This is a genomic window from Gordonibacter massiliensis (ex Traore et al. 2017) (assembly GCF_019731765.1).
Lineage (GTDB): Bacteria > Actinomycetota > Coriobacteriia > Coriobacteriales > Eggerthellaceae > Gordonibacter > Gordonibacter massiliensis.
The window spans coordinates 140,884-155,147 of the sequence record NZ_JAASIO010000009.1; the positions used below are offsets into that span (position 1 = coordinate 140,884).

12 protein-coding genes are annotated in these 14,264 nt (G+C 62.6%); 6 read left to right on the forward strand and 6 right to left on the reverse strand.

The window, feature by feature from the left end:
• From HCH03_RS10715 to HCH03_RS10740, 6 genes are all read left to right on the forward strand, one after another.
• Complete coding sequence (locus tag HCH03_RS10715) at window positions 1–342, forward strand: 4Fe-4S dicluster domain-containing protein (RefSeq protein ID WP_221689491.1); 342 nt, start codon at window positions 1–3, stop codon at window positions 340–342.
• A gap of 224 nt (window positions 343–566) precedes the next feature.
• Entirely contained in the window at window positions 567–1,832 is a 1,266-nt protein-coding gene (locus HCH03_RS10720; protein WP_080142342.1) for an MFS transporter, read from the forward strand.
• Between the two features lie 210 nt (window positions 1,833–2,042).
• Window positions 2,043–3,287, forward strand: a complete 1,245-nt coding sequence (locus HCH03_RS10725) for an MFS transporter (RefSeq protein WP_221689492.1) — start codon at window positions 2,043–2,045, stop codon at window positions 3,285–3,287.
• 345 nt (window positions 3,288–3,632) lie between these two features.
• A complete protein-coding gene (locus tag HCH03_RS10730) occupies window positions 3,633–6,194 on the forward strand; it encodes a molybdopterin-dependent oxidoreductase (RefSeq protein ID WP_221689493.1) in 2,562 nt (853 codons plus the stop codon).
• Between the two features lie 26 nt (window positions 6,195–6,220).
• The gene (locus HCH03_RS10735; RefSeq protein WP_221689494.1) at window positions 6,221–6,562 is read left to right on the forward strand and encodes a 4Fe-4S dicluster domain-containing protein; all 342 of its coding nucleotides are present in this window, start codon (window positions 6,221–6,223) and stop codon (window positions 6,560–6,562) included.
• Window positions 6,563–6,873: 311 nt separating this feature from the next.
• On the forward strand, window positions 6,874–7,746 hold the full coding sequence (locus tag HCH03_RS10740; RefSeq protein WP_221689495.1) for a LysR family transcriptional regulator: 873 nt from the start codon (window positions 6,874–6,876) through the stop codon (window positions 7,744–7,746).
• A 137-nt stretch (window positions 7,747–7,883) separates the two neighbouring features.
• Here HCH03_RS10740 and HCH03_RS10745 read toward each other — a convergent pair whose 3' ends face one another.
• The 6 genes from HCH03_RS10745 to HCH03_RS10770 form a co-directional block, all read right to left on the reverse strand.
• Complete coding sequence (locus tag HCH03_RS10745; RefSeq protein ID WP_221689496.1) at window positions 7,884–9,149, reverse strand: ArsB/NhaD family transporter; 1,266 nt, start codon at window positions 9,147–9,149, stop codon at window positions 7,884–7,886.
• Window positions 9,150–9,191: 42 nt separating this feature from the next.
• Window positions 9,192–9,398 carry a hypothetical protein gene (locus tag HCH03_RS10750; protein ID WP_221689497.1) on the reverse strand — a complete coding sequence of 69 codons (207 nt, stop codon included), beginning with the start codon at window positions 9,396–9,398 and terminating at the stop codon, window positions 9,192–9,194.
• Window positions 9,399–9,439: 41 nt separating this feature from the next.
• Window positions 9,440–9,601, reverse strand: a complete 162-nt coding sequence (locus HCH03_RS10755) for a hypothetical protein (RefSeq protein WP_185905294.1) — start codon at window positions 9,599–9,601, stop codon at window positions 9,440–9,442.
• A 79-nt stretch (window positions 9,602–9,680) separates the two neighbouring features.
• Window positions 9,681–11,135, reverse strand: coding sequence for an SLC13 family permease (locus HCH03_RS10760; protein WP_221689498.1), 1,455 nt, complete (start codon window positions 11,133–11,135; stop codon window positions 9,681–9,683).
• Window positions 11,136–11,439: 304 nt separating this feature from the next.
• Window positions 11,440–11,775, reverse strand: a complete 336-nt coding sequence (locus tag HCH03_RS10765) for a 4Fe-4S dicluster domain-containing protein (protein WP_080142349.1) — start codon at window positions 11,773–11,775, stop codon at window positions 11,440–11,442.
• Window positions 11,776–11,805: 30 nt separating this feature from the next.
• Window positions 11,806–14,217 carry a molybdopterin-containing oxidoreductase family protein gene (locus HCH03_RS10770; protein ID WP_221689499.1) on the reverse strand — a complete coding sequence of 804 codons (2,412 nt, stop codon included), beginning with the start codon at window positions 14,215–14,217 and terminating at the stop codon, window positions 11,806–11,808.
• Window positions 14,218–14,264 lie beyond the last annotated feature (47 nt).

A 14,264-nucleotide genomic window follows, 5' to 3' on the forward strand; every position in this document is an offset into this window, starting at 1 on the left:
ATGACCAAGGCGATCCTTATCAACTACGAGTACTGCACGGGCTGCCACAGCTGCGAGGTGGCCTGCAAGAAGGAGCTCGGCCTGCCCAAGGGCGAGTTCGGCATCAAGCTCACCGAGACCGGCCCCTGGGAGCGCGAGGGCGAGGAGGGCCCCCAGCGCTGGGAGTGGACGTGGCTGCCGGTGCTCACCAAGGCGTGCGACCTGTGCGCGTCGCGCACGCAGGCCGGCAAGATGCCCATGTGCGTGCAGCACTGCCAGGCCTGGTGCATGTACTACGGCGAGGCCGAGGAGCTGGCCAAGAAGATGGACGGCGGCGGCCGCTGGGCGCTGTACGCGAAGTAGGGGCATAGCTCGAAGGCGGCTTTCGCATCGGATCGAAAGCCGCCGCGCGGGGCTTTCCGTCTGCGGCGTTGAGGCCGACGGCACGTTGAAAACCGCGTTCGTTTCATAAAAGTTGCGATCGGTACGGGCCTTTCGGGAGGTGCGCGGCGAAAGGGGGTGATTACGCGCTGTCGTGCCGAAGGGCAACCCAAAAGGGGAATATCAGATTTAAGGAGGATTACATTATGTCTACCGATATTGATGCGCGCAGCAAGAAAAGAGCCATGCTCGTGTTCGTGGGCTGTTGCGTCATGCAGGCGTTCGGCTTGGGAACTGTGCTGAACTCCTCGTCTGCGTTTTTCGCCATCGTTCCCGCCGCGGTTGGCGTGGACATGGGCGTGTTCGCCATGTGGATCACCTGCTACGGTATCGCCGCATTGTTCGGTACGTTCTTCGCGGGAATACTTATACCCAAGTTTGGCGCGAAGATCGTCATTTCTTTCGACGTTGTCGTCACCGCCCTTTGCGTCGTTGCGTTCACGTTCGCCGATGCAACCTGGACTTGGCAGTTCATGGTCATCGGGGCGATCATGGGCCTCACGGGCGGCATGTACTTTTTGTATGCCACGCCGCTGCTCATGGGCGCATGGTTCGGCAAGAAGGTGCTCGGACGCTACCTGGGCATCGCTCAGCTAATGTCCGGTGTTGGCGGAGCGCTCTTTCCGCTGGTGTTCACGTCGCTTTCCACGGTCATGGGGTGGCAGAGCGCCTATTATCTGAACGCGGTCCTGCTGCTGTGCATCCTCATTTTCTCGCTCACGGTGTTCTGCGAGGACCCGGCGAAAATCGGCTTGCATGCCTTCGGCGCGGAAGAGGACGAGATGGGCGAATCCAAGAGCCTCCCGGGCGTTCCGTTGAAGTTCGCGTTGCCAACGCTCGCCTTCGTTCTGCTGTTCTTGGGCTGCACGTTGTCGGCTTTTCCTGGCAGCTTCAACTCCTTCGTTCAGGCGAACGCCGTCGAGGTGCTGGGTCCCGAGGCCCTCATCTTCTCATCGACGCTCATGATCGCCCTGCAGGTTGGTTACATCATCGCTTCCCTGGTCGGAGGCATACTGGTCGACAAGATCGGCGTGCGCTGGCTCACGGTCATCCTGTACGCCATTTTGATCGTCTGCTATATCAGCTTCTCCATGGCCTCCACCGAAATGGCCCTTATGGTAACGGCGTTCTTCTTCGGTATGAACAACGCTATCGTCACCATTTCCGTACCGATGCTCGCTCGCGAGCACTTCGGCATGAAGGCTTACGATAAGATCCTGTCCTACTGCATGATGGGCGTTGGTTTGTGCGGCTCCATGGGCGCTCCGGTCATCGGCATCATCTTCGATATGACGAAAACGTACAGCGGCTCGTTTTTGGTCGGCGCCGTTATCGCGGCTGTTGCCATCGTTATTATCCTGCTGTCGTTCGTCCCCGCCAAGAAAGTCAAAGAAGCCCATTGGGAAGCTTGATAAACGCGAGCTTCGAGAGCAAAGAACGTTTTATGAGAGGCTTGATCGTATGAGTGCAAAAAGACCGATCGTCCTGGGTGGTCTTCCCTGGAACTCGGGGCTGCATATGCCGGGACGTATGTGGTTCATGCCTAACTAGCGACTGTTGATTGCTCGACCTCTCCCGCCCTTGGCCGGGCAGGGGGAGGTCGTTTCAAGGAGGTGTTTTCCGTGTCGGAGAAAACGCATAGCATCCACTACGCATGGTGGGTGATGATCGGATGCTTCTTTCTTCAGGCCGGGGCTCTGGGGGCTATCATGAACTCGGGTGGCATTTTCTTCGTGCCCGTTTGCAACGAGCTCGGCTTCGACCGCGGAGCGTTGGCGCTCTACCTTACGTTCTACTTCATCGCCACCACGTTCACGTATCCGCTGGTGGCGAAATATCTTCCAAAATGGAATTTCCGCGTGTTCCTGACCGTGTGCTTTCTCGTTCTTGCGGCGACTGAGGCCGCCATGGGCTTTATGAGCGAGCTTTGGCAGTGGTACGTGGCGGGCGTCGTCTTGGGGGTGGCGGGTGCGCTCGTGTTCGTGGTGGCGTCGACGGTGCTCATCGAGAATTGGTTCATCGCCAAGCGCGGAACGGCTTTGGGCATCGCCATGTGCGGGTCGGGCATCGGCGGGTTTTTCTTTCCGATGTTTGGCAATTACCTCATCGAGGTTATTGGCTGGCGCATGGCGTATCCGAGCATAGCCCTCGTCATGTGCGTCATCGTCCTTCCGTTCACGATGTTCGTTTTCCGCCTTCATCCTTCGGACCTGGGGCTCAAGCCTTATGGGGCGGAGCGCGCCGAGGAGATGGCGGCGACTGGGGCGGCGGCGAAGGGCGTGCCGGCCAAGAAGGCCATCGTCACGCTCGCTTTCGTGTGCATCTTCTTTTATGCGGGCATCGAGGCCCTGTTCAGTGGGTACAACAATCATTTGCCGGGGTTCGCTGAGTCGATCGGTTACTCGGCGGCGTTCGGCGCGGGCATTCTGTCGCTGGCCCAATTAGGTTACAGCGTGGCGACGCTCGTGATGGGATGGGTCACCGACAAGATAGGCGTGGCCGCGTCCACGTACATCACCCTCGGCGTGACGGCGGCCTCGCTGCTTGGTTTCTCGTTTTTGCAGGCGGAGGTGCCCCTCATGGTATGCGCTTTCGTGTTCGGCATGAACTCGGTCATCATCACCATCTCGGTTCCGACGCTCATATCGGAACTGTTCGGGAAAAAGTATTTCGCGCAGATCCTGTCGTATTCGCGCATGTCTGGCGTTATCGGATGTTTCGGTGCTGCCGCAGTGGGGGCTTGCTATGATTTCACGGGAAGCTACGTCGGGTCGTTCTTCGCCGGCATCGTCATCCTGGTCATATGCGCGGTGCTGGTAGGCGTCGCCCTTACGCAAAAGAAAAAGCTGCGAGCGCAGTGGGAGTGAGGAATGCGCGAGGACGACGGCCGGCTCCTTCCTGTTCGAAATGCTATACCCGCAAAAACGCCGGTCAGCCTCTAAGGTCTGGGGCCTTATCCCGGCTGGTGGTTCCTCGGGCGGGGGAGCCTGCCGGCACCGCACGAAAATAAGCATCCAAAACACCCCGTTTTAGCCTTGGCGAGCAATGCGCGCGAGCGCATAAGGCAGCTACTATGCGTCCGATCCGACGGGCACCGGTCGGCGTCGGATCGTTTCCGGGACTGTTGCCGGAAGACGGCAGTTCAACGCATTTGGACGGCGTGCGGTCGCACTTTGCCCGAATGCGCACGACGAGGAGAGAAAGGAGAGAGCATGGCTGACTATCAGGAATTCCTTGACGGCATCGATCGCGCGGCCTATCACGATAGGGAGTGGCAGTGGGAGGAGGACGGTTACACCGTCACGCGCACGTATCACTACTCGCCCCCGGGATGCCACACGTCCTGCGGCATTTTGCTGTACGAGAAAGACGGAAAGGTGGAGCGTGTCGAAGGCGACCCGCTCGACCCGTGCACGAACGGCAAGCTGTGCATCAAGTGCCTGACGCTCGACGAATCGCTCAACCACCCCGATCGCCTGAAGTATCCCATGAAACGCGCGGGGGAACGCGGCGAGAACAAATGGGAGCGCATCTCGTGGGACGAGGCGTACGACGAGATCGAAGCGAGAGTTAAGGACATTTGGGAAACGGACGGCGGGAACGCCATCATTTGCGTGCACGGCACGGGCCGCAACATCAACTGGCAGGTTCCGTTCTTCGGCCAAGCCGGCTTGAAGACGCCGAACATCTCCACGTTCGGGTTCACGGGGTTCTCGTGCTACATGCCGCGCATCTGCGGCAGCATCGCGCCCTTCGGCGATTTTCCCATCGTGGATGCGTCGGAGACGCATGCGGATCGCTACAACAACCCCGAATGGGTTCCGCCCGAGGTGCTCGTCGTGTGGGGCAACGAGCCGCTGGCGTCGAACGCGGACGGCTACGTGGGCCACTGGCTGGTGCAATGCGTGCAGATGGGAACGAAGATCATTTCCATCGACCCGCGTCTGACGTGGTGGGGCGTTCGTGCCGAGTACTGGTTGCAGATTCGCCCCGGCACCGATGCCGCCTTGGGCTGCGCATGGCTGAACGTCATTATCGAGGAGGGGCTCTTCGACCGGGAGTACGTGGATTGCTGGTGCTCCGGTTTCGACGAGCTGGCTGCGTCGGTAAAAGAAACCACGCCGGAGTGGGCTGCCGAGATATGCGACCTTGACGCCGAAGACATCCGCGCATCCGCGCGCCTGTACGCACAGGCCAAACCCGGCGCCATCCAGTGGGGCCTTGCGTTCGACCAGCAGCTTTCCGCCATGGCTTTGTGCCTTGCCGGGTGCGACCTCATGGCTATTTGCGGCAACGTGGACGTACCGGGTGGCAATATCCTGGTGCACAACGCGTTCGAAATCAACGCCGGTTACGCTTCGGGCGAGAACCTGACACCGGCCGAATGGCGGGCCAAGAAGCTCAACAACAACTTCGCCCTGTCCATCGAAGGCGGCGACTTCGTGGCGCATGCAAGCTCAGACGGTCTGCTCCAGGCCATCGAAGAGGGCTTCCCGTATCCGATTAAAATGATGTGGATACAATCCTCCAACACGTTGTCCTGTCCGAGCCAAGACTCTCCGCGCGTGTTGCAGGCTATGCGAAACATCCCGTTTATCGTCAACGCCGATCCCTACCTGACGCCCACGTCGGTGGCTCTGGCCGACATCGTCTTGCCGGTGGCCATGAGCGCCGAGCGCAACTCGGCGCGCACCTGGTGGTCTCCCTGCCGCGCTATGGTGAAGGTTGTCGACTTCTACGAGGCCAAGTCCGACGAGCAGATTATCCTCGATTTGGGCAAGCGTTTGAACCCGGAGGTGTTCGGCCAGTGGGAGACCGATATCGACTGGTTGAATTGGTATCTGCACGACGGCACCGGTTCGTTCTCTGCGACGACGGAGGCCACGGATCAAGGCGGTGCCAAGAACTCGGGCAAAACGCTTTTCACCGCTTCATGGGACGAGCTCGTGCGCGATCCCGATATGGTGGGGCATGCGTACGACGAGTTCAACGCCACGTATCGCAAGGCCGAGAAGGGCATGTTCCGCGCGGACGGTTCGGTGGGCTACGGCACGCCGTCGGGACGGTTGGAGCTCGCTCCCATGCTGTACCGTTACTGGGGGCTTAACACCACGCCGTTTCATACCGAGCCGCCGGAAAGCCCGCTGTCCACGCCGGAGCTCATGGAGGAGTATCCGCTTGTCCTCACCTGCGGAGGCCGTTCGTTCGAGTTCTTCCACAGCGAGCACCGGCAGCTGCCTACCATGCGCGAGCTGCATCCTCAGCCGCGGGTGCTCGTCAACCCTGCCACGGCCGAAAAGTACGGTATCCAAGACGGACAGTGGGTGTGGATCGAGAACGATCACGGTCGCTTCAAGCAGCAGGCGAAGGTGTCCCCGGTGGTTAACGAGAAAACCGTCCATGCCGAGCATGGATGGTGGTTCCCCGAAACCGAGGCGGCGGCGCCGTTCCTGTTCGGCACGTTCGAATCCAATCCGAACAACTGCACCAAGGCGTTCGTCACGGGCCAAGGCGGCGTGGGATCCCCCATCAAAGGGATGATTTGCAAGATATACCCGGTGCAGGAGGGCGATACGATGCCTTATGAGCAGATTGCCGCCACTGGGAATTTCCCCTGGTATCAAAAGGTCGAATCACCTCGTCAGGAAGAGATCGAACGCTTTCATGAGGCGCAGAAGGCGGGCAAGGGATACGACGTCATGGCCAATCAGCTGGTCGACCCCGCAACGGGCGAGCGCACCGATCTGAAGACCGGCGCCAAGGTCGAAGCGTAGCGGTTGTTGCGGAAAGGAGTTTCATCATGACCAAGGCGATCCTTATCAATTACGAGTACTGCACGGGCTGCCACAGCTGCGAGGTGGCCTGCAAGAAGGAGCTCGGCCTGCCCAAGGGCGAGTTCGGCATCAAGCTCACCGAGACCGGCCCCTGGGAGCGCGAGGGCGAGGACGGCCCCGAGCGCTGGGAGTGGACGTGGCTGCCGGTGCTCACCAAGGCGTGCGACCTGTGCGCGTCGCGCACGCAGGCCGGCAAGATGCCCATGTGCGTGCAGCATTGCCAGGCCTGGTGCATGTACTACGGCGAGGCCGAGGAGCTGGCCAAGAAGATGGACGGCGGCGGCCGCTGGGCGCTGTACGCGAAGTAGGGGGCTCTGCTATCGGATCGGCATTGCGGGGATGCATGGCGCATCCCCGCGAGCTGTCTTTTGGGCGAATTCGAAAAACGAGGTTGGGCCCATCGAAAACGAATGCTGCTTTTGGGAAAACCCCGGCCGCTCTCTCTCGCCCCCTCCCGTACAGGCGGGATGATAATCGGTTATAATCGAATCATGGGGACAGCGGGAACGGGTTGCGCTCTTTGCCGAAAACGACTCGTTTTCCGCGAGCGGTAGACAGCGTCGCGGGCTTCGAGAAGGCGCCGGCGCCGTCGACAACGAGCGGGGCAGGGGGGCCGGGTATGGAAATCCACCAACTTCGTCATCTGCTGGCTGCGGCAGAGAACTCCAGTTACGCCCAGGCGGCCAAACGGTGCTTCACCAGCAGGCAGAACGTCGCCCATTCCATCAAGGCCATCGAGACCGAGCTCGGCATCGCGCTCTTCGAGCGCCATGGCAACGAGATGGTGCTCACTCCCGCAGGGCAGCAGCTGGCCGGCGAGGCGCGCGAGATCGTCACGAAGGTGGACGGCTTGCACGTCATGTTCTCCGGCCCCGACGCAACCGACCAAACGCTCAACCTCGCAGTGAGCACCAACCTCTTCGCGGGGATATCGCTGGGTACCGACGAGTACATCGCGCAGCATTCCGACCGGCTGCGGGTGTCCGAGATGAGCTGCGAGGATTGCTACCGATCGGTTTGCACGGGGAAGGCCGACGTTGCCGTCATCATGTGCATGGAGCGGAAGTTCCCCGATTGCGACGTGCTCGAGATGGGGGAGGGCTCGGTTTCGTTCGCGCTGACGAGCGCCGCATCGCCGCTGGGCCGCAAGGAGAGCCTGTCGGTGATGGACTTGAAGGACCAGAAGCTGCTGCTGATGTCGGAGCCGGTCTTCCAGTACGCGCCGTTGTTCGCGCAGCTCGACTCGCTCGGCTTCGATCGGGCCAACGTCAGCGTCATACCCAGCACGAGCTCGATGATCCACGTGGTGAAGAGGAGCGGCGGCACGGGCATCGTCTCCGACAAGTTCTCCATGGCCCCTCCTGCGGGATTCTGCGCGATCCCCCTGTCGGATCCTCGTCTGAATTGGCACTTCTACATACTGTTCCAGAAAAACTCGGCGAGCTTCCGCTCGATAGCGAAGTTCGCCCAAGGCATCCAAGGCACCTTCTAGGCCCTCAAGAAAAGCCGAGCCCGCTTTCGCGGGGCTCGCGACGCGGCTGCGGCCTGCGGGTGCACAAGAAGGACGGCCCGTCGGGTTCGAACCCGACGGGCCGTCCTTCCTCTTCTCGACGCGCCTGCCGCCGTCGGCTAGAAGACCACGAGCAGGTACGCCGTTGCGATGGCAACCGTCAGCAGCATAATGGGAAAGCCTATCTTGGTGAAGCCCATGAAGCTGATGGGATAGCCCTCCTTGTTCGCGATGCCCGACAGCACGACGTTGGCCGACGCTCCCACGAGCGACCCGTTGCCGCCGAGGCAGGCGCCGAGCGAGATGGCCCACCACAAGGGAAACACGTCGATGCCCGTCTGCGCCATGACGGTGATGATGGGGATCATGGTGGCGACGAACGGGATGTTGTCGAGCACGGCCGAGAGCAGCGCCGAGCCCCACAGCAGCGCGAGCATGAGCAGCACCACGTCGCCTCCGGTGAGCGATACGAGCCCTTCCCCTATGAGCGCGATGACGCCCGTGTGCTCCATCGCTCCCACCACCACGAACAGGCCGAGGAAGAAGCCGATGGTGCCCCATTCGACGCCTTCGAGCGCCACCTCCAAGTCGCTTCTCGATATGAGGAGCATGATTCCGGCGGCGCCCAAGGCGATCACCGCCGACTCGAGGTGCAGCACGCCGTGGAGCATGAACGCGGCGGTGACGGCTGCGATCATCGCGATGCTCTTGACGAACAGGGGGCGGTCCTTGATGGCGTCCTGCTCCGAAAGGGCCATCACCTTGAGCATGTCGCCCTCGTCGACGAACAGCTTGCGTTCGTACAGCATCCTGAACACGAGCAGCAGCACGACGAGGATGACCACCACGACGGGGGCGTCGTAGCGGATGAAGTCGAAGAAGGTGAGGCCCGCAGCCGAGCCGATCATGATGTTCGGCGGGTCGCCGATGAGCGTGGCGGTCCCTCCGACGTTCGACGCGATGATCTCCGCGATGAGGAAGGGGGTCGCGTCGATCCTGAGCGTCCGGCACAGCATGATGGTCATGGGCCCGATGAGCAGGATGGTGGTCACGTTGTCGAGCAAGGCGGAGAAGACGGCCGTGATGACCACGAAGGCGACCATGATCCTCCAAGGATTCCCCTTGCACAGCTTGGCCGACCGTATGGCCACGTACTCGAAAAGCCCCGACTGCTTCACCACGGCCACGAACATCATCATGCCGCACAGCACGCCGAGCGTGTTGAAGTCTATCGACCCCATGCCCGCGTCGAAGTCGACGACGCCGATGCAGAACAGCACGACGGCGCCGAGCAGCGCTGCGAGCGCTCGGTGGATCTTCTCCGACACGACCAGCGCCATGACGGCCACGAACACCACGATCGAGATTATCTGCAGGGTAGTCACCGGTGAGCCCTCTCCTTGAAATCGAACGGTTCTGAACGCCGGTTACGCGCCGGGCGCGTCCGAGGAGCCGGGTTTGCCGGCGGAGCCGGGGCTGCCGGGTGCGGCGGGGGTTCCGGGAGCCCCGGGAGCTGCGGGGGCTCCGGGTGCACCGGGCGCCGCAGGGGCTCCGGGGGCGCCCGGTGCGGCGGGAGCGCCGGGGGCTCCGGCTCCGGGGGCGGGCGTGGAGGTGGTCGCTGGTCTGAAGCACATGGTGGTTCTCCTTCTCTTCGGGGCGGGGCGGCGTTCGCGGGTTAGCGGCGGAACTTCTCCATCTTCCGGTCGTATTCCTCGAAGCACTCGCTTATCCGCTGGTTTCTTGTCTTGCTCTTGTTCTTCCTTCTGCCGACGGCTGCCGCCAACAGAAGGAACGCGATGCCGACGACGATCGCGCCGACGAGGCCGGGGTCTCCCATAGCCACCTCCTTGGGTGCGCGGAGCGCAACGGCTCGGTCGTCGGGCGGCCGCGGCCGCCCGACGCGGTTGGAAACGGGGTTAGTAGCCCATGAGCCCGGTCATGGCCGGCAGGTACAGGGCGCTCAGCACGCACAGCACGGCGGTGGGGAACCATGCCTTCTTCAGCCATTCCGCCATGCTGATCCAGCCTTTCTCGTAGCAGATCATCATGATGGAGTCGATGGGAAGCCAGGTGGTCACGCCGCCGAGGATGCCGCCGATGCAGGCGATGACCGCGCCGTTCACGCCGGTGGTGGCGGCGAGAGCGATCATGAGCGGCACGGCGACCGACACCGTGGGCGGGCCGACGGGGATGCAGATGTGCAGGATCATGGTGATGAAGCACATGACGAGCACGACGAGCAGCAGGGGCCAGGCCGACGCGCCTGCCAGCACGGTGTTGACGAACCACGCGGCGACGCCGGTGCCCACCAGGCCGGTTGCCAGGGCCTGCACGCCGATGATCATCATGATGATCTCCCATGGGATGTTCTTGTAGTACTGCTCCTTGCTCAACAGGTTGATGCCGGGCACGAAGGCGATAACCGTGAACGCGAAGGCCACGAGCATGGAGTTGATCTGTGGGAACCACGTGCTCATGATCATCAGCCCGAAAGCGATGACGAACCAGACGATGAGCTTGATCTCGATGGTGGTCATCTTTCCGTAGTCGGCGAGCTTGGCGGACACGACCGACAGGGCCTCGGGTTTGATCTCCTCGATCTTGAACACCTTGGCGCACCACAGGCCGGAGATGACGGACACCACCAGCGCCAGCGGGATGTTGACGGCGCACCAGGCCAAAAACGTCACGCGCACGCCCATGTAGGTTTCGACCAAGGTCATGCACAGGATGTTCAGCGAGTTGCCGATGGGCGTGCCGATGCCGCCGATGGCGGCCGCCGCCGCGACGGAGACCGTGAGCGCCTTGGCGAGCCCGGACTTGCCCTTGATTCCGCCGTTCGCCTCGACGATGGACAGGCCGATGCCGATGAAGATGGCGGAGGCGGCGAGGTCGGAGACGAACATCGACAGGACCGACGTGGCCACCGAGAAGCCCACGATGAGCTTCGTGGTGCTGTTGCCCGCGAACTTCAGGGCTGCGCTGGCCACGCGGTACGGGATGGGCGTGGACATGACGGCGCCGGAAACCGTGAACACGAACAGGCAGTAGATGGGCACGAGCAGGCTCGACGAGTTGAACACGCTCGCTTGGGTCTCGGTGGACGCGTAGGGCAGGATGCCCGTTACCGGTATCAGCAAAAAGATCAGCACGACCGTGACGATGAACGGCAGCGCCTCGGTGACCCATAGGATGATGCAGGCGAGCAGGATGCCGACCGCCGACATGGCGGTCCTTTCCAAACCGGTTGGCACCGGGCAGACGAACTGGAAGAACAAAAAGACCAGCGCCGCCACCACGATGGCGACCAGCTTCTTCACCTGCTTGCCGTTTGCGGCCTGCTGAGGCAGCGCAGCTGCGTTTTCGCTCAAAACAATCCCCTCCTTTTTCATGTACGGGTAGAGCTTTCAGATTCCCCTTCGGTTTCGTTCGGCGCGCTTTCTTCGAGATCGCGGGCAACCGCCTTTCGCTTTGCGCTTCGAGCCGACACGCCGGGCGGCGCGACGTCGGAAGGCTTCGGTGCGGCGAACGATTTCTCGACGGTTTTCCCGCACCTTCCGCAAAACGAGCAGAACGCTCCGCAGCTGCCCACTCTCGCTCATCTCCCTTGCAAGGGGGAACGCGCGGCGTGCCCTCGCGCTCCCCCGATCTCGAATCGACCGCGCCGTATAGGCCCTAAGGAACGAGGATCGCGGCCTTCTTGCCCTTGGCCGCGAGCTTGGCGGCGCATTCCTCGATGGTGCCGATTTCCAGGCACTTGGCCTGGCAGGACTGCACGCACGCGGGAAGCTTGCCCGCCGCCGTGCGCGCCTCGCACATATCGCACAGCTCGCCGGGCAGGGCGATGTAGTCCCAGTGCCACGTGCCGTCGGCATGCTGGCGGGGCTTGTCCTCGAGCACCTTGATGCCCCAGTCGTCTATGCCGCACTCGATCTCGTTGCGGCAGGCCACTTCGCAGCTGTGGCAGCCGGAGCAGAACTCGTAATCGATGTACAGGGCTTTCTGCGTCATGATCGTTACCTCCTTCTTCGTGTCGCGGGCTTAAGCCTGCTGCGTCTCGTCGGTGGGGCGCCATACCTGCTGGTAGGTGAACTCGGCTTGGCGGCTGGGCTCCAGGAAGATGCCGGTGCTGTCGGGGTCGTTCGGGCCTCCCTCGCCCTCGACCTTCGCGAGCGAGCAGATCATCTGCTTGAACGTGTTGCCGAAGCCCATCACGCCGTTCACGCTGTTGGGCATGAGCACGTTGATGTTCGACTTCCAGTTGCCGAACAGGTTGGGCTCCTCGCCGTCCTGCTCGGGGTACCACCAGCCGTGCATGGCGTGGCACACGCCCTCCTTGATGGTGGGCACCACGTGGGCGCGCTGCCGCACGGCGCCGTAGGGCGAGGCGATCTCCACCCAGTCGTCCTCTTCGATGCCGAGGCGCGCGGCGTCGGCGGGGTTGAGGTCGATCTGCGGATACGGGGTGATCTGGCGCAGGCTGGGAACCTGCTTGTGCTCGGAATGGAAGAACTCCTGGCGACGGGCGCCCGTGGTGAGGATGAAGGGGTACTTCTCCATGAGCTCGGGCGTGCGCTCGGGGCCGTAGGCGGGGTCCTCGTAGTAGGGCAGGGGGTTCTCGCCGAACTGCTCGTACATGTAGGAGTACAGCTCCACGCGGCCCGTGCTGGTGGGGAAGCCCACCTGCCCGTCGGGGCGCAGCTTGCCGATCTCGTACTTGTAATACGGCTCGTTGGACATGACGGTGACCTTCTCGCGCAGCTCCTCGTAGGGCAGCCACGAGCGCATGACGTGGAAGTTGTCGTAGTCGGTCTGGGTCTCGAAGCGGTTCCAGAAGTCGGGGTACATCTTCTTGCCCACGGCCATCATGGCCTCGACGTCCGACTTGCATTCGCCCACCTGCACGCACTTGTTCTGCGCGCCGTAGAACGACGAGTTCAGGCCGTAGTGCGTGACCACCATGCCGTCGTGCTCGATGGTGGAGGCGATGGGCAGGAACACGTCGCAGCAGGCCATGGTGGTGGGGTTCATGAACAGGTCGGCCGCGCAGTTGAAGTCGAGCTTTTTGAGCGCCTCGTACCAGCGCTGCGGCTCGGCGGAGATGGCGGTGCCGATGGGGTTCGACGAGATGAAGTGCGCCATATGGATCTTGTAGGGCTTCTCGGTCTCAAGCGCCTTCAGGAACTCGTCGGGCATGACCGTCCACAGGATCGAGCCCATGGCCGGGTACTTGTCGATGCCCACGCGCCGGCCCCAAGTCTCCTCGGTCATGATGCCGTTCTTGAAAGCCAGCTCGAGCGTGGAATCGGTGGCGTCGTCCACCTTCTCGTCGGCGGAGATGGAGCCGCCGTCGCGCACGACGTTGCCCTGGTCGTCGCCCATGCCGAGCGTCGTGCCGCCGGGCGCGTCGATGAAGCCGGTGATGGCCATGAGCGCGATGAGGCACTGGCCGAGCTGGGTGCCGTTCGGGTTCTCGTCGACGGCGAGGCCCCAGGCCACGCTGCTGGGCTTGGCGTTGCCGTACAGCCGTGCCGCGCGCCAGATCTGCTCCTCGGGCACGCCGCAGATCTCGGCGGCCTTCGCGGGCGGCATGTCCTGCACGCGCTCGACGAGCTGCTCGTAGCCGTAGCACCACTTGTCGATGAAGTCGTGGTCGACGAGGTCGTCGTGCGCCATGACGTAGATGAAGGCCATGGCCAGCGCCGTGTCGGTGCCGGGGCGCAGCTGCAGCACTTCCTCGGAGCGCGTGCCGAGCCAGGTCACGCGTGGGTCGACGCAGATGAGCTTCGTGCCGAACTGGCGCACCATCTCGATGACGGCGTGGCCGTACAGGCCGTCGGGGTTGGAGCGCAGCGGCTCCTTGCCCCAGATGAGGATGCACTCGGGGGCGACCCAGCCCTCGTGCTCGTAGCGGTCCTCGAACTTCTGGGCGTAGTCGATCTCGGGGTAACCGCCGCCGATCATGAACGCGGTGTTCGTCATGCGCGGGCCGTAGCACGACCAGCCGGCCTGGGCGTACACGGAGTTCGGCGTGCCGAACACGAGGTTCGCCCACTGCGGGTACCAGTTGTTGCCCTCGCGGCCGGTGCCGCCGAACACGCAGATGGCCTCGGCGCCGTACTTCTCGGTGATCTCCCGGGCGTTCTGGGCGATGAGGTCGGTGGCCTCGTCCCAGGTGCAGCGCTCCCATTTGTCCTTGCCGCGATCCTCCTTGGCGCGTTTCAGGGGGTGCGTGATGCGGTCGGGATGGTAGATGTACTCCGGCAGCGCCAGGCAGCGCGTGCAGAGCGAGCCTTTGGTGATGGGATGCTCCGGGTCGCCCTCGACCTTCGTCACCTTGCCGTCCTTGACGTGCACCTGCAGGCCGCATCCCACCGGGTGGCACCCCGGAGGCGACCATGCGCAGGTCCTGAAGATGGTCTCCTCGCCCTCTTGCCTCTTCCACTCCGTCATGTTCCTCTCCTTTCGCTCGTTTTGGAAACGATGAACGCACGAAGTTT

Excerpts from the sequence above, each read along its gene's own strand:
- HCH03_RS10720 (WP_080142342.1), top strand. The coding sequence starts at position 567 with ATGTCTACCGATATTGATGCGCGCAGCAAGAAAAGAGCCATGCTCGTG.
- HCH03_RS10765 (WP_080142349.1), bottom strand. The coding sequence starts at position 11,775 with ATGACGCAGAAAGCCCTGTACATCGATTACGAGTTCTGCTCCGGCTGC.
- HCH03_RS10755 (WP_185905294.1), bottom strand. The coding sequence starts at position 9,601 with ATGGGAGACCCCGGCCTCGTCGGCGCGATCGTCGTCGGCATCGCGTTC.
- HCH03_RS10715 (WP_221689491.1), top strand. The coding sequence starts at position 1 with ATGACCAAGGCGATCCTTATCAACTACGAGTACTGCACGGGCTGCCAC.
- HCH03_RS10750 (WP_221689497.1), bottom strand. The coding sequence starts at position 9,398 with ATGTGCTTCAGACCAGCGACCACCTCCACGCCCGCCCCCGGAGCCGGA.
- HCH03_RS10740 (WP_221689495.1), top strand. The coding sequence starts at position 6,874 with ATGGAAATCCACCAACTTCGTCATCTGCTGGCTGCGGCAGAGAACTCC.
- HCH03_RS10770 (WP_221689499.1), bottom strand. The coding sequence starts at position 14,217 with ATGACGGAGTGGAAGAGGCAAGAGGGCGAGGAGACCATCTTCAGGACC.
- HCH03_RS10735 (WP_221689494.1), top strand. The coding sequence starts at position 6,221 with ATGACCAAGGCGATCCTTATCAATTACGAGTACTGCACGGGCTGCCAC.
- HCH03_RS10730 (WP_221689493.1), top strand. The coding sequence starts at position 3,633 with ATGGCTGACTATCAGGAATTCCTTGACGGCATCGATCGCGCGGCCTAT.